The 17,789-nt window shown below is 71.2% G+C and carries 16 protein-coding genes; 9 read left to right on the forward strand and 7 right to left on the reverse strand.

Annotation, left to right across the window (positions count from 1 at the left end; genetic code table 11):
* The first annotated feature begins 11 nt into the window (after positions 1 to 11).
* Positions 12 to 1,673, forward strand: a complete 1,662-nt coding sequence (locus ACSVC7_RS22850; protein WP_448207123.1) for an L-aspartate oxidase — start codon at positions 12 to 14, stop codon at positions 1,671 to 1,673.
* Positions 1,658 to 2,491 (forward strand): carboxylating nicotinate-nucleotide diphosphorylase, encoded by an 834-nt coding sequence (gene nadC, locus ACSVC7_RS22855; protein WP_448207124.1) that lies wholly within the window; start codon positions 1,658 to 1,660, stop codon positions 2,489 to 2,491. The genes ACSVC7_RS22850 and nadC overlap by 16 nt, the downstream gene beginning before the upstream one ends.
* Positions 2,492 to 2,493: 2 nt before the next feature.
* Here the strand turns inward: nadC and ACSVC7_RS22860 are convergent, their stop codons facing one another.
* Positions 2,494 to 3,390, reverse strand: coding sequence for a LysR family transcriptional regulator (locus ACSVC7_RS22860; protein WP_448207125.1), 897 nt, complete (start codon positions 3,388 to 3,390; stop codon positions 2,494 to 2,496).
* A 104-nt stretch (positions 3,391 to 3,494) separates the two neighbouring features.
* On the opposite strand from ACSVC7_RS22860, the gene ACSVC7_RS22865 reads away from it, so the two are divergent.
* On the forward strand, positions 3,495 to 3,899 hold the full coding sequence (locus tag ACSVC7_RS22865; protein ID WP_448207126.1) for a nuclear transport factor 2 family protein: 405 nt from the start codon (positions 3,495 to 3,497) through the stop codon (positions 3,897 to 3,899).
* 75 nt (positions 3,900 to 3,974) lie between these two features.
* Entirely contained in the window at positions 3,975 to 5,252 is a 1,278-nt protein-coding gene (locus ACSVC7_RS22870; RefSeq protein ID WP_448207127.1) for an acetylornithine deacetylase/succinyl-diaminopimelate desuccinylase family protein, read from the forward strand.
* Positions 5,253 to 5,383: 131 nt separating this feature from the next.
* Here ACSVC7_RS22870 and ACSVC7_RS22875 read toward each other — a convergent pair whose 3' ends face one another.
* Both ACSVC7_RS22875 and ACSVC7_RS22880 read right to left on the reverse strand, forming a co-directional pair.
* A complete protein-coding gene (locus ACSVC7_RS22875; RefSeq protein WP_448207128.1) occupies positions 5,384 to 10,768 on the reverse strand; it encodes a trifunctional serine/threonine-protein kinase/ATP-binding protein/sensor histidine kinase in 5,385 nt (1,794 codons plus the stop codon).
* A gap of 170 nt (positions 10,769 to 10,938) precedes the next feature.
* On the reverse strand, positions 10,939 to 11,145 hold the full coding sequence (locus ACSVC7_RS22880) for a DUF6494 family protein (protein ID WP_448207129.1): 207 nt from the start codon (positions 11,143 to 11,145) through the stop codon (positions 10,939 to 10,941).
* Positions 11,146 to 11,581: 436 nt separating this feature from the next.
* Between ACSVC7_RS22880 and ACSVC7_RS22885 the strand changes: the two genes are divergently transcribed.
* Positions 11,582 to 12,565: an aldo/keto reductase gene (locus tag ACSVC7_RS22885; protein ID WP_448207130.1), complete on the forward strand. Its 984-nt coding sequence runs from the start codon at positions 11,582 to 11,584 to the stop codon at positions 12,563 to 12,565.
* A 38-nt stretch (positions 12,566 to 12,603) separates the two neighbouring features.
* Positions 12,604 to 13,398 (forward strand): SDR family NAD(P)-dependent oxidoreductase, encoded by a 795-nt coding sequence (locus ACSVC7_RS22890; RefSeq protein ID WP_448207131.1) that lies wholly within the window; start codon positions 12,604 to 12,606, stop codon positions 13,396 to 13,398.
* A gap of 16 nt (positions 13,399 to 13,414) precedes the next feature.
* Here the strand turns inward: ACSVC7_RS22890 and ACSVC7_RS22895 are convergent, their stop codons facing one another.
* The 4 genes from ACSVC7_RS22895 to ACSVC7_RS22910 are packed head-to-tail and all read right to left on the reverse strand — an operon-like array spanning position 13,415 to position 14,967.
* Positions 13,415 to 13,852 carry a cytochrome C gene (locus ACSVC7_RS22895; protein WP_448207132.1) on the reverse strand — a complete coding sequence of 146 codons (438 nt, stop codon included), beginning with the start codon at positions 13,850 to 13,852 and terminating at the stop codon, positions 13,415 to 13,417.
* A gap of 2 nt (positions 13,853 to 13,854) precedes the next feature.
* Positions 13,855 to 14,283, reverse strand: a complete 429-nt coding sequence (locus tag ACSVC7_RS22900; protein WP_448207133.1) for a DUF1924 domain-containing protein — start codon at positions 14,281 to 14,283, stop codon at positions 13,855 to 13,857.
* Positions 14,280 to 14,825, reverse strand: a complete 546-nt coding sequence (locus ACSVC7_RS22905) for a hypothetical protein (RefSeq protein ID WP_448207134.1) — start codon at positions 14,823 to 14,825, stop codon at positions 14,280 to 14,282. Before ACSVC7_RS22905 ends, ACSVC7_RS22900 begins: the two co-directional genes overlap by 4 nt.
* The gene (locus tag ACSVC7_RS22910; RefSeq protein WP_448207135.1) at positions 14,815 to 14,967 is read right to left on the reverse strand and encodes a hypothetical protein; all 153 of its coding nucleotides are present in this window, start codon (positions 14,965 to 14,967) and stop codon (positions 14,815 to 14,817) included. The genes ACSVC7_RS22905 and ACSVC7_RS22910 overlap by 11 nt, the downstream gene beginning before the upstream one ends.
* A 135-nt stretch (positions 14,968 to 15,102) precedes the next feature.
* On the opposite strand from ACSVC7_RS22910, the gene ACSVC7_RS22915 reads away from it, so the two are divergent.
* The 3 genes from ACSVC7_RS22915 to ACSVC7_RS22925 are packed head-to-tail and all read left to right on the forward strand — an operon-like array spanning position 15,103 to position 17,496.
* Positions 15,103 to 15,453, forward strand: coding sequence for a PepSY domain-containing protein (locus tag ACSVC7_RS22915; protein ID WP_448207136.1), 351 nt, complete (start codon positions 15,103 to 15,105; stop codon positions 15,451 to 15,453).
* Between the two features lie 4 nt (positions 15,454 to 15,457).
* Complete coding sequence (locus tag ACSVC7_RS22920; protein WP_448207137.1) at positions 15,458 to 16,117, forward strand: response regulator; 660 nt, start codon at positions 15,458 to 15,460, stop codon at positions 16,115 to 16,117.
* Complete coding sequence (locus tag ACSVC7_RS22925) at positions 16,114 to 17,496, forward strand: ATP-binding protein (protein ID WP_448207138.1); 1,383 nt, start codon at positions 16,114 to 16,116, stop codon at positions 17,494 to 17,496. Before ACSVC7_RS22920 ends, ACSVC7_RS22925 begins: the two co-directional genes overlap by 4 nt.
* Positions 17,497 to 17,789 lie beyond the last annotated feature (293 nt).

Raw genomic sequence — 17,789 nt, forward strand, 5'->3', positions numbered from 1 at the left:
GGGAGGCCGCGATGGTCACCCCCTACACCGTCCCCTACACTGTCAGAGACGCTGATGTGGTCGTCGTCGGCTCCGGCCTTGCCGGGCTGACGGTGGCGCTGGAGCTGGCGCCCCGGTCCGTCACGCTGCTGACCAAGACCGCCGATCTGCCGGGCGGCTCCAGCCATTACGCCCAGGGGGGCATCGCCGCCGCCATCGGCCCCGGCGACCGGCCGGAGGACCACGCCGCCGACACGGTGGCGGCCGGCGCCGGCTTCGTGGACGCCGAACGCGCGCTGGTCCTGGCGCGGGAGGGGGCGGAGCGGGTGCAGGCGCTGCTCGACGCCGGCCTTCCCTTCGACCGCACCGCCGACGGCGCACCTCTGCTGGGGCGCGAGGCGGCGCACGGGACCGCGCGCATCGTCCACGCCGGAGGCGACGCCACCGGCCCGACCCTGGTCGCGGCGCTGTCCGCCAAAGTCCGCGCCACACCGTCCATCCGCGTGGAAACCGAAGCCTTCGCCGTGGATCTCGCGGTTCGCAACGGGCGGGTCTGCGGCGTGCTGGCCTGCCACCCCGACGGCTGGGTGTTCCACCGCACCTCGCGCATCGTGCTGGCGACCGGCGGCATCGGCGCCGCCTTCGCCCGCACCACCAACCCGCCGGAAGCCACCGGCGACGGGCTGGCGCTAGCCGCCCGCGCCGGGGCGACCCTGGCCGACGTGGAGTTCGTGCAGTTCCACCCCACCGCGCTCGCCGTGGACGCCGACCCCGCCCCCTTGCTGACCGAAGCCCTGCGCGGGGCCGGCGCCCGGCTGCTCGACCGGCGCGGCGAGCGCTTCATGGTGGCTGAGCACCCGCTGGCCGAACTGGCGCCGCGCGACGTGGTGGCCCGCGCCATCGGCGCCCGCGTGGCGCGGGGCGAGCCGGTGTACCTCGACCTGCGCCCCGCGCTGGCCGCCAAGCCCGACGGCTTTCCCACCGTGCTGGCGCTCTGCGCCCAGCACGGGCTGGACCCGTGGGCGGCATCCATGCCCGTCGCCCCCGCCGCGCATTACCACATGGGCGGCGTCGTCACTGACCTGTCCGGCCGCACCGACCTGGACGGGCTGTGGGCCTGCGGTGAGGTCGCCTGCACCGGCGTGCACGGCGCCAACCGGCTGGCCAGCAATTCCTTGCTGGAAGCGCTGGTGTTCGGCGCCCGCGTCGCCCGCGACGTGGCGGAACGCCCGCTGTCCGCCCCGCCGCCCTTCGCCCTGCCCAACCCGCCGGCCATCGCGGGCGGAATGGCGGCGGCGCTGATCGACGCCATGACGGCGGAGGCGCGCGACACGCTCTACCAGGCCGCCGGGCTGGTGCGCGACGGCGCGACCCTGCGCGCCGCGCGGCAGCGGCTGGACCGCCTGTCGGTCGCGCTCGACATGCTCGGCCAGGACGGCCGCCCCCTCGACCCGCCGACCGTCGCCACGGTCCGCCGCTGGGGCGAGGCGCGCAACCGGCTGCTGACCAGCCGTCTCGTCGTCCACGCCGCGCTGAACCGCAGCGAAAGCCGGGGCGCCCACGTCCGGTCGGACTTCCCGCAGGAGGACCCCTTGGCCCGGCGCGACCGCTTCACCCTGAACGACCTTCCCGACGTGCCCCGTGCCCGCCCCAACGAACCTGTGACCGGAGAGGCCGCATGCTCCATCCTCTGACCTACGAGCCCATCGTCCGCGCCGCCCTGGCTGAGGATCTCGGGCGCGCCGGGGACATCACGACCGACAGCATCATCCCAGCCGACGCCATGGCGACCGCGCGTCTCGCCGCGCGCAAGGACGGGCGCGTCGCCGGGCTGGAGGTGGCGCTGGCCGCCTTCCGCACGCTGGACCCGGACGTCGCCATCGCCATCGGGCATGGCGACGGCAGCGACGTGCCGCCCGGCGGCACCATCGCGACGGTGACCGGCCGCGCCCGCGCCCTGCTGACCGCCGAGCGCACGGCGCTGAACATCATGGGCCGCCTGTCCGGCATCGCCACCGCCACCCGCGCGCTGGTCCGCGCGGTGGAGGGCACCCGTGCCCGCATCGTCTGCACCCGCAAGACCACCCCCGGCCTGCGCGTTCTGGAGAAGCACGCGGTGCGGCTCGGCGGCGGCTTCAACCACCGCTTCGGGCTGGACGACGCGGTGCTGATCAAGGACAACCACATCGCCGTGGCCGGCGGCATCCGCCCGGCGGTCGAGCGCGTGCGCGCCGCCATCGGCCACATGGTGAAGGTGGAGGTGGAGGTGGACACGCTGGCGCAGCTGGAGGAGCTGCTGACCCTGCCGGTGGACGTCGTCCTGCTCGACAACATGGACCCGGAGACGCTGCGCCGCGCCGTCGCCATGGTGGACGGCCGCATGGTGACGGAGGCGTCCGGCAACGTCACGCTCGCCACCGCACGGGCCATCGCCGAGTCGGGCGTGGACATGATCTCCGTCGGCTGGCTGACCCACAGCGCCCCGAACCTCGACATCGGGCTGGACATGTGAGTTTACGGGAGGCGGCGGCCGGCCAGCCGGTCCCTCTCCTGCCTTACGGTCTCCGCCAGGAAGTCGGCCACCGCCCGCACGCGGGCGGACGCGGCCACGTCGGCGTGGATCACCAGCCAGATGTCCTGTTCCACCAGACCGGCCGGCCCGGCAACCCGCAGCAGCCCGGCTTCCCCGTCGCCCACGAAGCAGGGGAGCAAGGCCAGCCCCAGCCCGGCGCGGGCGGCGGCGACCTGCTGGCCGATGCTGGTGGTGTCGAACACGGGCCGGCGGCCCCGCAAGCGGTCGTTCAGCCAGCGCACCACCGGCATGGCGGCGAACTCCTCGTCCCATCCGATGACCGCGTGCGCCGCCAAATCCTCCGCATCAACGGACGGTCTTCCCTGCAAATAGGCGGGGGCGGCGTAGAACCCGTGCGCCATGGTGCCGAGCTTGCAAACCACCAGATTGCCCTGTTCCGGCCGCGCCAGCCGCAGGGCGAGGTCCGCCTCCCGCCGGGTCAGACCGATGGTCCGCACCGACGTGGCGACCTGGAGCCGTACGCCCGGATGGCGGGCGCGGAAGGCCGGCATCCGGGGGATCACCAGATGGGTGGCGAAGCTTTCCGCCGTCGCCAGACGCACGTCGCCGAAGCTGCCGCGCGCCAGCCCGGCGACCTCGGTCTCCAGCCGCTGGAATTCGCCCTCCACCGTCTCCGCCCGCGCCAGCAGCGCCCGCCCCTCGTCGGTGAGGCTGTAGCCGGAGACATGCCGCGCGAACAGCGTGACGCCAAGCGCCTGTTCCAGCAACGCCAAGCGCCGCCCGACCGTCGAGGGGCTGGTCTTCAGCCGCCGCGCGCTGTCCGTCAGCGTGCCGCCGCGCGCCACGGCCAGGAAAAAGCGCAGGTCATCCCAATCCATCAGCTTTCCATTTTTGGAAAATGGACCGCCGATCTTGGTCGTAGCCGTTCCATTCGTCGAGGGGCACCCTTGCCGCACCCACCCATTGCGCGAGGATGAACACCATGAGCGAAAACGTGCTGACCGCCTTCTTCCAGGCCCTTGGGCGCAAGGACATGGACGCCGTGCTGGCGCTCGTCGATCCGGCGGCGGACTTCGTCGCGGTCCGTCCGGAACCCTCGCCGGAGCTGTTCCTCTACGGCACCTACCACGGCCACGACGGCGTCCGCCGCTTCTTCGCCGGGCTGAGCGAGGCCTTCGAACCGCAGACCTTCACGATCGAGAAGACCATGCAGGACGGCGATAGCGCGGTCGCCTGGGGGCACTTGCGCCACCGCGTCCGCAGCACCGGGGCGCTGTTCGACACCGCCTGGGCCGTGGCCTGCCGCATCCGCGACGGCCGCATCGCCCATTACCGCTTCTTCGAGGACACCGCCGCCCTGCACGCCGCCTTCGGGGTGGGGGCATAAAAGCCATCCACGAACGGTGCGATTCGCCCTATCCTCCCGCAAACGACCAAAGTCGGATTGTTCGCGGGAGGATGCATGCCGGTCGATTTCAGGGACGCCCTGTTCCGCCGCATTGAGGAGCGCCGGGAGGATCTCGTCGCCCTCACCCGCGACCTGATTCGCATTCCCACCGTGAACCCGCCGGGCGACGCCTACACGCCCTGCGCCGAATTCATCGGCCGGCGGCTGGCCGCCCGAGGCTTCCAGGTCGAGTATGTGCGGGCTGAAGGGGCGCCCGGCGACAGCGACCGCTACCCGCGCACCAACGTCGTCGCGCGCATCGAGGGTCGGCGGCCCGGCCCCTGCGTGCACTTCAACGGCCACATCGACGTGGTGCCGGCCGGGCGGGGCTGGACGGTCGATCCCTTCGAAGGGGTCGTGAAGGACGGCCGCGTCTACGGGCGCGGCGCCTGCGACATGAAGGGCGGCATCGCCGCCTCCATCATCGCCGTCGAATCGATCCTGGAGGAGGGCATCCCCTTCGCCGGCGCCCTGGAAATCTCCGGCACGGTGGACGAGGAGTCCGGCGGCTACGGCGGCGTCGGGCATCTGGCGAGGCTCGGCTATTTCTCCCGCCCGCGCGTCGATCACGTCATCATTCCGGAACCGCTGAACGTCGACCGGGTGTGCATCGGCCACCGCGGCGTCTGGTGGGCGGAGATCGAAACGAAGGGCCGCGTCGCCCACGGCTCCATGCCCTTCCTCGGCAACTGCGCGGTGCGCCACATGGGGGCCGTGCTGCACCGGATCGAGACGGAGCTGATTCCACGTCTGGCCGCCAAGCGCACCGCCATGCCCGTGGTGCCGGAGGGCGCGCGCCAGTCCACCTTGAACATCAACGCCATCCACGGCGGCCAGCCGGAAGACCACGAAGGACTGCCCAGCCCCATGGTACCGGACAGCTGCCGCATGGTCATCGACCGCCGCTACCTGATCGAGGAGGATCCGGACGCGGTGAAGGCGGAGATCGTCGGCATCCTGGAGGATCTGCGGCGTGAACGCCCCGGCTTCGACTACGAGCTGCGGGAGGTGCTGGCCTTCCTGCCGACCATGACCGACGCCGACGCCCCGGTTGTCCGCGCGGTGGAGGCGGCCATCGAAACGGTCCTGGGCCGCCCGGCGGCGCAGGTCGTGTCCCCCGGCACCTACGACCAGAAGCACATCGTCCGCGTTGGGCACCTGAAGGACTGCATCGCCTACGGCCCCGGCATCCTCGACCTCGCCCACCAGCCGGACGAGTATGTCGGCATCGACGACATGGTCCACTCCGCGCAGGTCATGGCGCTGGCGTCGCTGGATCTGCTGAAGCGGTGAAAAAGCAGCATCCGTAGGTTGGGTTAAGCCGCAGGCGCAACCCAACATCGCTCACATGGCGACGGGTGTTGGGTTGCGCTGACGCTTAACCCAACCTACGGCTGCGCTCGACCGTATAAGTAGAAATCGCCCTACTCCGGCGCCACCCTTGGGAACCGGAAGGTGAAGGTCACGCCCGCGCCTTCTTCGCTGGCGACCTTGATGGTGCCGCCCATGCGCTGGGCGACGAGGTTGTAGACGATGTGCAGCCCAAGCCCGGTGCTGCCCTGGGGGCGGCGGGTCGTGAAGAAGGGGTCGAAGATGTTGGGCAGGTTGTCCGCCGCGATGCCCCGGCCGTCGTCGCTGTAGGCGATTTCCACGCTCTCCGGGTCGGGTTCGGTCACCGTGATCGCCATATGGCCGGCATGGCCGGTTTCGAAGCCGTGCACCAGCGTGTTGGAGATCAGGTTGGTCAGGATCTGGGCGAGCGCGCCCGGATAGTTGTCCAACTCGATCCCCTCCGGACATTCCACGGCCAGCTTGTGGCCGGGCTTCTGCCACATGGGGCGCAGGCTCAGCACAAGATCGCCGATCCAGTCGTGCAGCGTGAAGACGCGCCGCTCGTCGCTGGTCTGGTCGGCGGCCACCTGCTTGAAGCCCTGCACGAGGTCAGCGGCCCGCCGGATGTTCGCCAGCAGCAGGCTCGTGGAATCGATGGCCGTCGCGGTGTAGGCGTCGAACTCCGCCCGGCGCAGCTTGCCGGCCTCGACCCCCTTGGTGATCCTATGCGTCTCGTCCGACAGGTAGGAGGCGGCGGTCAGCGCCACGCCCAGCGGCGTGTTGATCTCGTGCGCCACGCCGGCCACGAGCTGACCGAGCGCGGCCATCTTCTCCGCCTGGACGAGCTGCTGCTGCGTTTCCTGCAAGCGGGCGTGCGCGGCGCTGACCTCGTCCAGCGTGCGGCGCAGCACCTCCGACTGCTCGGACAGCGCGCGGGTGCGGTCGGCGACCTGGGCCTCCAGCGTCCGGTTGAAGGCGGCCAGATCGTCGTAGAGCCGCGCGTTCTCCAGCGAAATGGCGATCTGCGCGGCCAGCAGCAGCGGCGCTTCCAGCCGCTGGTCCACGAAGGCGTTGGTGACGAGGTTGTTTTCCAGATAGAGCAGGCCGACCAGCGCCCCCTGGCGGGTCAGCGGCAGGCACAGCACCGATTTCGGCCGGCGCGTCCAGATGTAGGAATCCTCGGCGAAGCGCGGGTCGGTCGTGGCGTCGGCCAGCACCAGCGGCTCCTGCACGCGGGCGGTGTAGGCGACGATGGTCGCCGGCAGGCGCGGCCCGCCGTCCTGGGCCGGGGTGTCCAGCGCCAGCGCCGGCAGGGCGCGGTAGACGGCCGCCGACTCGTCGCCCTCCGCCGCCAGGACCAGCTGGCGGTTCGGCCCGGCCAGCAGCAGCAGCCCGCGCTGCGCCCCGGCAACCTCGAACACCGTGCGCAGAAGCCGGTCGACCAGCGCTTCGCGGTGGATTTCGCCGGAGATCGCCTGCGCCGCCTTCAGCACCGCCTCGATGTCCAGTGCCCCGGTGCCGATGCGGTCGGTGGAGGATCGTTGCGACGTCCCGCGCCGCGACACCGTGCCCTGCACCGTCACCAGCTCGGGGAAGCGGCGTTCCATCTCCGCCACCTTCGCCCAGGCCTCCCAGCGGCGGTACACGTCGCGCGCCTGGGTCCGGTGGAACAGCGCCAGGGCGCCCATGCCGCGCTCGCCGTAGAAGTCGGCGGCGCGTTCGTTGGCCGCCGCCAGCTCGTGGGTGAAGCCGGACGCGCCGGCCGCCGAAATGGCCTCGGCGTAGCGCTGGGCGGCCTTTTCCGCCTTGCCGAACAGGCGGAGCTGTTCGGCCTCCAGCAGCAGCAGCCGGTGGCGGTGGTTGGCCGGACCGAAGGCGGCGCTCTTGCGGAACCAGCGGATCGTCTTGGCAAGCGCGCGGGCGGCGCGGCGGCGCTCGTCCTGGGTGGGGAACGGCCCCATCGTCCCGATCAGCCCGGTTTCGAACAGGGCCACCGCCAGCAGGAAGTTGCCGCGCTGGACCTGCTTGTAATTGGCGAACTCCTTCAGGATGGCCCGTGCCTCGGCCGCCGCGCCGAACATGCGGGCGACCTGCATCTTGATCAGCAGCAGGCCGGCGTAGGCGAAGCCGTTGTTGGCCGCCTTCAGCTCGGCCACGGCCTTGTCCTCGTCCAGATAACGGCCGGTCAGCCGCCACGGCGTTTCCGCCCCCTGGCGCAGGTTGTCGACCGCCTGGGTCAGTCCGGCGATCATCGGCGTGTAGAAGCAGAAGCCCAGGCGGTTCACCCGGCGCATCACGTCCTGCGCCTCGGTCTCCAGCCGCGACAGCTCGGTGCCGATGTGCCAGCCGATGCGCAGCCACGTCACCAGCGCGTAGTTGGCGGCGTCGCTTTCGCCCACGTTCAGGGCGAGCTGGTTCGCCTCCAGCAGCGCCGGCCGGATCTCGGCCAGCGGCCGGACCCAGTGCTGGCCGTAGTAGTTGGAGACGTAGACCGCCTGTCCCGCCCGCATGGACGGGGTGCCCGACGCCACCACCTCGATCGCGCGCTTCGTCGCCCGGTAGGCAGCCTTGCGCGCGCCCAGGCTGGAGACCAGCGCCCCCCAGGTGACGTGGGCCATGGCCTCCATGTTCGGCAGGCCGGAGCCCAGCGCGATCTCCACATTGCGCATGGCGACCGGGACCATCAGGTCGCGCCGCGCGCCGTAGGAGGCGTAGCCGAGCGCCGACAGCAGGCTGGTCGCCAGCTTCACCCGCTCGATCTCCGCCGGGTCGGTGACCGGGCGCGCCGGGCAGTGGCGGTGCCGGACCATCGCCCACCAGCCGCGCGCCAGGGAGGTCAGGATGCTCAGCGGCGTGCCGCGCTTGGGCACGTCCACGCCCAGCGCCCGCACCGCGTCCAGCCCGATGGCGAGCGCCTGGAGCGGGTCGCCGCGCACCGTCGCGGCACTGACCTGGAAGAAGCGGGCCGGCACGGCGTCGGCCGGGTCGCGCACCTTGGCCGCCAGCGCCTCCGCCAGCGCGCCGGCCTTGGCGTAGTCGCTGCCCATGCAGGCGGCGCCCACCGCCTCCATCGACAGCTCCAGCATCAGGCCATAGTCGGCGGTCCAGCCTTCCTCGCTCATGAAGGCGAGGCCCGCCTCGGCGTAGACGGCGGCCGGCTCGAAGGCGGCCGACGCGTTGGCCTGCTTCGCGGCGGTCAGGTTCAGCGCGGCAATGCGGCGCCGTTCCTCCCCGTCCACGACCAGCGACACGCCGTGGTTGACGTGCCCCAGGACGTCGAACAGCCGCTCGCCATGGTCGCCCCCGTCGCCGCGCGCCAGCAGCAGGCGGCCGATGGACAGGTGGGTCGCCGCGCGCGCCTCGTCCGGGATCAGGGCGTAGGCCGCCTGCTGCACCCGGTCGTGCAGGAACCGGTAGCGGCTGGCGAGCAGCACGGCCGCCTGATCCGCCGTGACGTCGCCCGCGGCGTTGGCCGCGTAGCGGTAAGCATCGCCGACGGGAACCACCAGCTCTTCCCGCAGGGCCGGCCACAGGGCCCGGGCGAGGTCCGGCATGGGCCGGTCGGCGGCGACGGTCAGCGTGCCCAGATCGAAGCCGTTGCCGACGCAGGCCGCAAGACTCAGCACCCGCTGCGTCTCCGCCGGCAGGCGCTGGAGCTTGGACACCATCAGCTCCACGACATTGGCGGTGATGGCATGGCCGGCGACGGCGGCCTGGTCCCAGGTCCAATGTCCGGTGTCCGGATCGAAGGAAACGAGCCCGGCGTCGAGCAGCGACAGCAGGAACTGCGCCAGGAAGAAGGGGTTTCCTTCGGTCTTGGCGCGGCAGATCTCCGCCAGCGCCGCGACCTCCCACGGCTCGCGGCGCAGCGTGTCGGCGACGAGATCGCGCACCGCCGCCTCGTCCAGCGGCCCCACGGTCAGCGTTTCCACCCGCGTGCCAGCCTCGCGCACCGACTCCACCATCCGGTGGAAGGGGTGGCCGGGCGGCACCTCGCCGTCGCGGAAGGCGCCGATCAGCAGCATGTGGCGCAGGTCGGCGCAGGCCGCCAGCTTCGCCAGCAGGTCGAGCGAGGAGCGGTCGGCCCATTGCAGGTCGTCCAGGAAGACCACCAGCGGCCGGTCCGGCGTGGCGAGCGCCACCACCAGATTCTGGAAGGTGATCTGGAAACGGACTTCGCTTTCCACCGGCCCCAGCGGGGACGCCGGCGCCTGTTCGCCCAGGACCAGCGCGAAGGACGGGATCAGTTCGGTGATGACCGCCCCGGTGGCGCCGACCGCCGCGCGCAGCACGGCCCGCCGTTCGGCCAGCTCGGCTTCCGGCTCCGCCAGAAGGCGCCGGGCGAGCTGGTCGAAGGCCTGGATCAGCGCGGAGTAGGGGATGGAGCGCTTGACCTGATCGAACTTTCCCTCGACGAAATGGCCGCGCTTGGCGGTCATCGGCTTGTGCACCTCGTGCACCAGCGCCGACTTGCCGATGCCCGGCGAGCCGCCGACCAGCAGCAGCTCCGCGCGGGACGCGCACACCCGCTCGTAGGCCGACAGCAGGACTGCCGCCTCGTCCTCGCGGCCGTAGAGCCGTTCCGGGACGCGGAACCGCTCGCTGCGGTCCTGGCGGCCCAGCGGGAAGGCCGGCACCGCCCGCCCCTGCTCCAGCGCGGCGATGCACGCCTCCAGGTCCGCCTTCAGGCCGAAGCCGCTCTGGTAGCGGGCCTCCGGATCCTTGGCGAGCAGCTTCATGACGATGTCCGACACCACCGGCGGAATCGTCGGATCGATTTGGTGGGGCGGGACCGGCGCGCGGGCGATGTGGCCGTGCACCACGGCCAGCGTGTCCTCCCCCTCGAACGGCACGCGGCCGGTCAGAAGCTCGTACAGCGTGGCGCCCAGCGAGTAGAAGTCGGACCGCCAGTCCACCGACCGGTTCATGCGGCCGGTCTGCTCCGGCGCGATGTAGGGCAGCGTCCCCTCGAAGGCCTGGGCGGAGACGCTGGCCGTTTCGCGGGCCAGTTCGGCGGCGATGCCGAAGTCGATCAGCTCGACCGTGCCATCCTGGCGGTTCCAGATGATGTTGGCCGGGTTGACGTCCTTGTGGATGACGTTGCGCGCGTGCACGGCGCTGAGCGCCGCCGCCGCCGCCGCCGCGATGCGCAGCGACTCGGCCAGCGTCGGCCGGCCGGCTTCCAGGACATGGTCCAGGCTGTCCCCGCCGCGGTCGCGCATGACCAGCGTCAGGCCGTCCCGCCCTTCGTCCAGGTCGAGCACCTCGACCACCCCGTCCGCCGCCAGCCGTCGGGCCAGCGCGAATTCCCGGCGGAAGCGCGGCACGTCGGACGAGTTGGGGCGCGGCCGCTCCAGCCGTTTCAGGACGACCGGCATCCCGTCGTCCAGGCGCACGCCCCGGTACACGCACACCAGCGCACCGTGGTGAACCTTCTCGCCGACCGAATATCTGGACGCGGTGACCAGCCCTTCCATGCACCACTCATTCAACGCGCCGGGGCGTTCCGTTCGGTCGCCCGGCGTTCATCCGCGCCCGCCGCCACGCGTGATTCCACCGGCGCGGATCCTTCATACCACTTACGAAGGCCGGCGGAAATCGGGTTCCATTGAATTCGAACGAATGCCGAAGGACAGGAGACGGCAACCTACTCCAGGGCGATCTCCCCCTTGATCTCGTGCGAGAGGCCGACGCTCTCGATGGTCAGGACGACGCGCGCCTGAAGCTTTTCGGTCCCCGTCAGACGGCCGGCGGCCAGCGCGTCGTTGACGGCGTGCTCGATCTCCCGCTGCGAGGTGACGCCGACGACCTTCAGGAACTTGCGGACATCCATGTTGAACGTGTCTTCGTTCATCGCTCCCTCCCTGGTGTTGGGCTCTTCGGCTTTGGACAACAACTGTAGCTGCCGTCCCGTCCCCGGCGGCGGGCGCAAAAGCCCTTCTCCTCTTGGCCTCACGCGCAAACGAAGTTTGCGCTGACGGCGACAGGCGGCCTGTGGCCGCCGAGAGCGGGGAGAAGGGTTGGGATGAGGGGTCGTTACCGCCCGGCAGGGCGGGAAGAATGCTGGCCGGCTTTCGCCGGCTGCCACCCTCACCCCACCCCCTCTCCCCTCAAGGGAGAGGGGCTTTTGCGCACCAGTTCAGCTCTTTACCGTGCTTGCGAGATATGTGCATGCCGCGCGGGGCTCCCCTGCGGCCGGTGCAAGGCCATGCCGCGTTCCCGCTTCTGGCGATCGGGCCGGGACGCCCTACAGTAAAGCCCTTGACGCGGCATCGACCGGGAGGCAGGGAATGGACAAGCGACGACTGGGCCAGGGGCTGGAGGTTTCGGCCATGGGCCTCGGCTGCATGGGCATGTCGGAGTTCTACGCGGGGCGCGACGAGGCGGAATCCGTCGCGACGATCCACCGGACGCTGGAGCTTGGGGTTACCCTGCTCGACACCGCCGACATGTACGGCGTCGGCCACAACGAGGAGCTGGTCGGCCGGGCCATCCGCGACCGCCGCGACCGGGTCGTGCTGGCGACCAAGTTCGGCAACGTGCGCGGGGCCGACGGCAGCTTCCTCGGCGTCAACGGGCGGCCGGACTATGTCAGACAGGCTTGCGAGGCCAGCCTGAAGCGGCTCGGCGTGGAGGTGATCGACCTCTACTACCAGCACCGCGTCGATCCCAACACGCCCATCGAGGACACGGTGGGGGCCATGGCCGATCTGGTGCGGCAGGGCAAGGTGCGCTTCCTCGGCCTGTCGGAGGCCGCACCCCAGACCATCCGCCGCGCCCACGCCGTGCACCCCATCGCAGCACTTCAGACCGAATATTCGCTGTGGAGCCGCGACCCGGAGGACCAAATCCTGCCGACGGTGCGGGAGCTGGGCATCGGCTTCGTCGCCTACAGCCCCTTGGGCCGCGGTTTCCTGACCGGACAGTTCAAAAAGTTCGAGGACTTGGCGCCCGACGACTACCGCCGCAACTCGCCCCGTTTCCAGGGGGAGAATTTCCAGCGCAACCTGGACCTCGTCCGCCGGATCGGGGAGATGGCCCGCGCCAAGGGCTGCACGCCCGCCCAGCTGGCGCTCGCCTGGGTGATGACGCGCGGTCAGGACGTGGTGCCGATCCCCGGCACCAAGCGGCGCACCTATCTGGAGGACAACGTCGGCGCCCTGTCGGTCCGGCTGTCCGCCGACGACCTCGCCGCCATCGACGCCGCCTGCCCGCCGGGCGCCGCCGCCGGCACCCGCTACCCCGAGGCGGGCATGCAGAGCGTCAACCGCTGATGACCCGTTGCTGACAACCCGTTGGTGAAAGGACCGTCATGAACCTCGACCTTCGCAACCGCCGGGCGCTGGTGACCGGCTCCACCGCCGGCATCGGCTTCGCCATCGCCCAAGGGCTGGCCGCGCAAGGCGCCTCCGTGGTGGTCAACGGCCGCTCGACCGAGAGCGTGGAGCGCGCCGCCGCCCGCATCCGGGAGGCCGTGCCCGGCGCCGCCGTGGAGCCCGTCGCCGCCGACGCCGCCACGCCGGAGGGCGCGCGGACGCTGATGGAGCGTGTGCCCGCCGTGGACATCCTGGTCAACAACCTCGGCATTTTCGAGCCCAAGCCCTTCTTCGAGATCCCGGACGAAGACTGGCAGCGCTTCTTCGACGTGAACGTGCTGAGCGGCATCCGCTTTTCCCGCCATTACGCGCCGGGCATGGCGGAGCGCGGCTGGGGGCGCATCCTGTTCATCTCCAGCGAATCGGCCCTGAACATCCCGAAGGAGATGATCCACTACGGCATGACCAAGACCGCCCAGCTCAGCGTCTCGCGCGGCTTGGCGATCGAGCTGGCGGGGACCGGGGTGACGGTGAACGCCGTCCTGCCCGGCCCGACGCGGACGGAAGGGGTGGAGGGCTTCCTCGGCAACCTCGCCCGCGACAGCGGCCGGACGCAGGAGCAGGTGGAGGCCGACTTCTTCCGCTTCGAGCGCCCGTCCTCGCTGATCCGCCGCTTCGCCGATCCGGAGGAAATCGCCAACCTCGCCGTCTACCTGTGCAGCCCGGCGGCCTCCGCCACCACGGGTGCGGCTCTGCGGGTGGACGGCGGGCTGGTCGCCACGATCACGTAAGGTCGATCACGTAAAATCAGTCATCCTCGTAAAGCCCCCGGGCGGCGTCGCGGTGGCAAGCTTCGCAGTCCACCTTGGACCGCACGTCGCTGCGCCCCCAGATCTCCGGCCGGAAGCGGTGCTCGCGGGTCCACCAGCGCTGTTCGGTGATCCGCAGGAGTTGCCCGTCGCCCCGCCCGGCGGCGTTGCGCGTCAGGTAGCTGCGGATGTCCGCCGCGACGTCCGGGGGCAGCGAGGCCTTCTCGCCGAAATGGTTGTCGAGCTGGTCCATGATCCGGTCCCAGCTCGCGGCCGGCAGAAGGCCCGGCTGGAAGGCCATGTGGCATTCGCCGCATTCCTTGCGGGTCGGCTCATGGCTGACCGGGCGGACATGCTCGAACTCGTTGGCGAAGGCGGCGGTGGCGGCCAGGGCGACGGCCGCGGCGGCGAGGTAGCGCAGGGGGATGGCGGTCATGGTCATTGTCCGGCAAGGTAGGTGATGAAGTCGCCCTTCTCCTGCGCCGTGCAGGCGCGGCCGAGGACGTTGGGGCAGTCGCGCTCGAACCGTTTTTCGATTTCGGTACGGTCGGTGAAGCGCTTGGGGTTGGCGGACACGGCCATGGGCTCGATGGCGCGGCCGGTCTTCTGGTGGCGTCCCTGGGCCGCCGGGTTCGGCGTGTGGCAGGCGGCACAGGCGTTCGTCTCGGCCTTTCCGCCGCTGTGCGGGCCGAGGTAGAGCGCCCGCCCGCGATCCGCCGAGAAGCCCGCGAAGGACGGCGCCTCGCTTTTCGCCTGCGCGGCGTAGCCGTCGAGGATGGCGGTGCGGGCGGCACTCTCCCCCGCGGCCAGCGCGGCGCCGGCCCCGGCGACGAGCAGGGCGGCGCTCAACACGACAAATCGGTTCATGGAATGGAAGCCTCCTGGCGGATGACGCGGACGCGTCGGATGAGGGAGCGGAGCGCGGCGCCCAAGGCGGCGGCGTTCTTCAGCCCGTGCAGGGCGAAGACCAGCGCGATGTGGGCCAGCACGATGGTCAGCGAGAACTCGCCAAGGGCCTTGTGCAGATGCTCCACCGGCGTGACGAAGTCGGCGACGGCCCCGGTCGCCGCCGCGATCCCGACGCCCGCCAGCAGCGCCACGGCCATCCAGGCCAGCAGGGGGCTGCGCTGGCCGCGCGCCCGCGCGTCGCCGGTCAGCAGCCGCCCCAGCCAGTCGAGCGTCGCCGGCACCGACGGGCGCGGCAGGCGCAGCGGGGGCGCCGTGGCGACCATTCCCACGGCCAGACGCACCGCCAGCGCGGCCAGCGCCGTGTAGCCGGCGAACTGGTGCATGGCGTAGGTGTCCTCGTCGCCGGTCAGGTAGCTGACCAGGAAGGCGCCCGACAGGGTGGCGTGGAAGGCGAGCAGGAACAGCAGCTTGGCCGGGGTCGGCTTGCGATCAGTCGTCATGGCCACCCCCGAACAGCACGGCGGCCAGCGCCCCGGCGGTGCCGGCGGCCCCATCCCGCGTCGCCAGCGCCTGCCAGGAAAAGGCGGCGGCGGCCACGAGCAGCGCCGCGACCAGGGAGTGGATCATCATCCTGCGGATCATCCGGCGACCTCCGGTTCGGTGAACGGTCCCCGGAGACTGCGCCGACCACGCTGAACGGAGCCTGAGCGCGCCGTTCAGGTGCCGTTCAGCCGCGATCGTGTTAACTGATGCGATCAGTCCGACCCGCGGCGGCCCATGCACGCATTTCGCCCCTTCCTGCCCGTGATGGCCCTGCTCCTCGCGCTGGGAACGGCGGGTTCCGCCGCCGCCGATGAGCAGGACCACGACCGTGCCCGCGAGGCGCTGCGCTCCGGCCGCGCCCTGCCGCTGGAGGACATCCTGGCGAAGGCCAACGCCGCCTACCCCGGCGACGTCCTGGACGTCGATTTCGAGGACGAGGACGGGCAGATCGTCTACGAGATCAAGACGCTGACCGCCGAGGGGCGTATCCTGAAGCTGAAGTACGACGCCGCCACCGGCGAGCTTCTGGAGGTCCGGGGCCGGCACGGCCACCATGGCCGGCACGGGCACGGCGGAAGGGAGTGACATCATGCGCCTGCTCGTGGTCGAGGACGACGCCGCGCTCAGCCAGCAACTCGTCGAGCGGCTGGAGGCCGCCGACTACGCCGTGGACCGCGCGGCCGACGGGGAGGAGGCGCAGTTCCTGGGCGAGACGGAGCCCTACGACGCCATCGTCCTGGACCTCGGCCTGCCGCGCGTCGATGGGCTGACCGTGCTGCGGGCGTGGCGCGGGAAGGGCATCGGCACGCCGGTCATCATCCTGACGGCGCGCGGCGCCTGGACCGAAAAGGTGCAGGGCATCGACGCCGGGGCCGACGACTACCTCGCCAAGCCCTTCAGCATGGAGGAGCTGCTGGCCCGCCTGCGGGCGCTGATCCGCCGCTCCAAGGGCCACGCCTCGGCGGAGATCGCCTGCGGCGGGGTGGTGCTGGACACCCGGTCGGGGCGGGTGGCGGTGGACGGGCACCCGGTGGACCTGACCGCCCACGAATACCGCGTGCTGGCCTACCTGATGCACCGCAAGGGGCAGGTCGTGTCGCGCAGCGAACTGACCGAGCACATCTACGCCCAGGACTTCGACCGCGATTCCAACACCATCGAGGTCTTCGTCGGGCGTCTGCGCCGCAAGCTGGGCGTGGACATCATCAGGACGGTGCGCGGCCTCGGCTACAAGGTGGAGGAGCCGTGAGTGGCGCGCCGCTCTGGCGTGCGCTGACCGGCTCCCTGCGCTTCCGCCTGCTGGCCGGCGCGGCGGTGTGGATCGCGCTGGCGCTCGCCATGGCCGGGGTGGTGCTGTCGGGCCTGTTCCGTGACCATGTCGCCCGGCGGTTCGACGCCGAGCTGTCCACCCATCTGAACCAGCTCGCCGCCCTGATCGAGGTTTCGGCGAACGGCACGCCGGCGCTGCGCCACCCGCTCAGCGACCCGCGCTTCCGCCTGCCGCTGTCGGGTCTCTACTGGCAGATCAACGACGAGACCGGCCCCCGCCTGCGCGCCCGCTCCCTGTGGGACGAGGCGCTGGCCCTGCCGGCGGACACGGTGGAGGACGGCGAGCTTCACCGCCACAGCATCCCCGGTCCGGCGGACCGCCGGCTGATCGTGCTGGAGCGCACCGTCACCTTCCCCAACGCGCCCGCCCCGCTGCGCATCGCCGTCGCCGCCGACGCGGCGGAGATGACCGGCGTCTTCGCCGCCTTCGACCGGGTGCTTTGGCTGTCGCTGGGCGTGCTGGCGCTGGTGCTGATCGGTGCCGCGGTGGTGCAGGTCTCCGTCGGCCTGCGCCCGCTGGTGCGGCTGCGCGCCGAGCTGGCCGACGTGCGCGCCGGCCGCAAGAAGCGCTTCGGCGCCGCGGCCCCGCGCGAGGTCCAGCCGCTGCTGGAGGACCTGAACGCCCTGCTCGCCCATTCGGAGGAGGTGGTGGGCCGGGCGCGGCTCCAGGCCGGCAATCTGGCGCACGCGCTGAAGACCAACCTCGCCGTGCTGGCGAACGAGGCGGACGGGCTGGCCCCGGAAAACGCGCGCACGGTCGGCGCCTCCATCGGCCGGCAGGTCGCGGTGATGCGCCGCCACATCGACCACCACATGGCCCGCGCCCGCGCCGCCGCCGCGCGCGGCCTGCCCGGCGTCGCCACCCCCGTCGCGGCCAGCGCCGCCGTTCTTGGCCGGGTCATGGAGAAGCTCCACGACGGCGGGCGTATCGCCGTCACCGTCCGCGTCCCGCCCGAGGCTGTCTTCGCCGGGGAGCGCGAGGATCTGGACGAGATGTTGGGCAATCTGATGGACAACGCCTGCAAATGGGCGCGGTCGCGCGTGGAGGTGACCGCGCGCCCCGCGCCCGGCGGCATGCTGGCGATCGCCGTGGACGACGACGGGCCGGGCCTGCCCGCCGACCGGCGCGAGGCGGTGCTGGCGCCGGGCGTGCGGCTCGACGAGAGCACGCCGGGAGCGGGCCTGGGCCTTGCCGTGGTGCGCGACGTGGCGCGGCTTTACGGCGGGGATGTGCGCCTGGGGGATTCGCCGCTCGGCGGGCTGCGCGCGGAACTGGTGCTGCCGGCGGCGGGCGCGTAGACGTTTCTCCGAGTTCTCGCTGTAGAACACGAAGATCAAAAGGACAGAAGATCAAAAGGACAGGGTGATCGCATAGAGACACTCCTCCTTCAGATCCGTCGTCATCCCCGCGAAGGCGGGGATCCAGAACTTCCCGCAGGTGAACGTTGCGCAAAATCCTGGATCCCCGCCTTCGCGGGGATGACGGGTGTCTTGTACAAGGAATGCATTCTCGATATGTAATTGCCGTGATCAAAAGGGCTTTTCCCAAAGCCTCTCTTCTGATCTTTTGACCTTCTGATCTTTGTGTCCAA

This window comes from Azospirillum mesophilum (genome assembly GCF_053470405.2).

Bases quoted from the DNA above. Each gene is read 5' to 3' on its own strand.
- ACSVC7_RS22870 (WP_448207127.1), top strand. From the start codon at position 3,975: ATGCCGGTCGATTTCAGGGACGCCCTGTTCCGCCGCATTGAGGAGCGC.
- ACSVC7_RS22910 (WP_448207135.1), bottom strand. From the start codon at position 14,967: ATGATCCGCAGGATGATGATCCACTCCCTGGTCGCGGCGCTGCTCGTG.
- ACSVC7_RS22920 (WP_448207137.1), top strand. From the start codon at position 15,458: ATGCGCCTGCTCGTGGTCGAGGACGACGCCGCGCTCAGCCAGCAACTC.
- ACSVC7_RS22880 (WP_448207129.1), bottom strand. From the start codon at position 11,145: ATGAACGAAGACACGTTCAACATGGATGTCCGCAAGTTCCTGAAGGTC.
- ACSVC7_RS22905 (WP_448207134.1), bottom strand. From the start codon at position 14,825: ATGACGACTGATCGCAAGCCGACCCCGGCCAAGCTGCTGTTCCTGCTC.
- ACSVC7_RS22900 (WP_448207133.1), bottom strand. From the start codon at position 14,283: ATGAACCGATTTGTCGTGTTGAGCGCCGCCCTGCTCGTCGCCGGGGCC.
- ACSVC7_RS22890 (WP_448207131.1), top strand. From the start codon at position 12,604: ATGAACCTCGACCTTCGCAACCGCCGGGCGCTGGTGACCGGCTCCACC.
- nadC (WP_448207124.1), top strand. From the start codon at position 1,658: ATGCTCCATCCTCTGACCTACGAGCCCATCGTCCGCGCCGCCCTGGCT.
- ACSVC7_RS22895 (WP_448207132.1), bottom strand. From the start codon at position 13,852: ATGACCGCCATCCCCCTGCGCTACCTCGCCGCCGCGGCCGTCGCCCTG.
- ACSVC7_RS22860 (WP_448207125.1), bottom strand. From the start codon at position 3,390: ATGGATTGGGATGACCTGCGCTTTTTCCTGGCCGTGGCGCGCGGCGGC.
- ACSVC7_RS22915 (WP_448207136.1), top strand. From the start codon at position 15,103: ATGCACGCATTTCGCCCCTTCCTGCCCGTGATGGCCCTGCTCCTCGCG.
- ACSVC7_RS22850 (WP_448207123.1), top strand. From the start codon at position 12: ATGGTCACCCCCTACACCGTCCCCTACACTGTCAGAGACGCTGATGTG.
- ACSVC7_RS22865 (WP_448207126.1), top strand. From the start codon at position 3,495: ATGAGCGAAAACGTGCTGACCGCCTTCTTCCAGGCCCTTGGGCGCAAG.
- ACSVC7_RS22875 (WP_448207128.1), bottom strand. From the start codon at position 10,768: ATGGAAGGGCTGGTCACCGCGTCCAGATATTCGGTCGGCGAGAAGGTT.
- ACSVC7_RS22885 (WP_448207130.1), top strand. From the start codon at position 11,582: ATGGACAAGCGACGACTGGGCCAGGGGCTGGAGGTTTCGGCCATGGGC.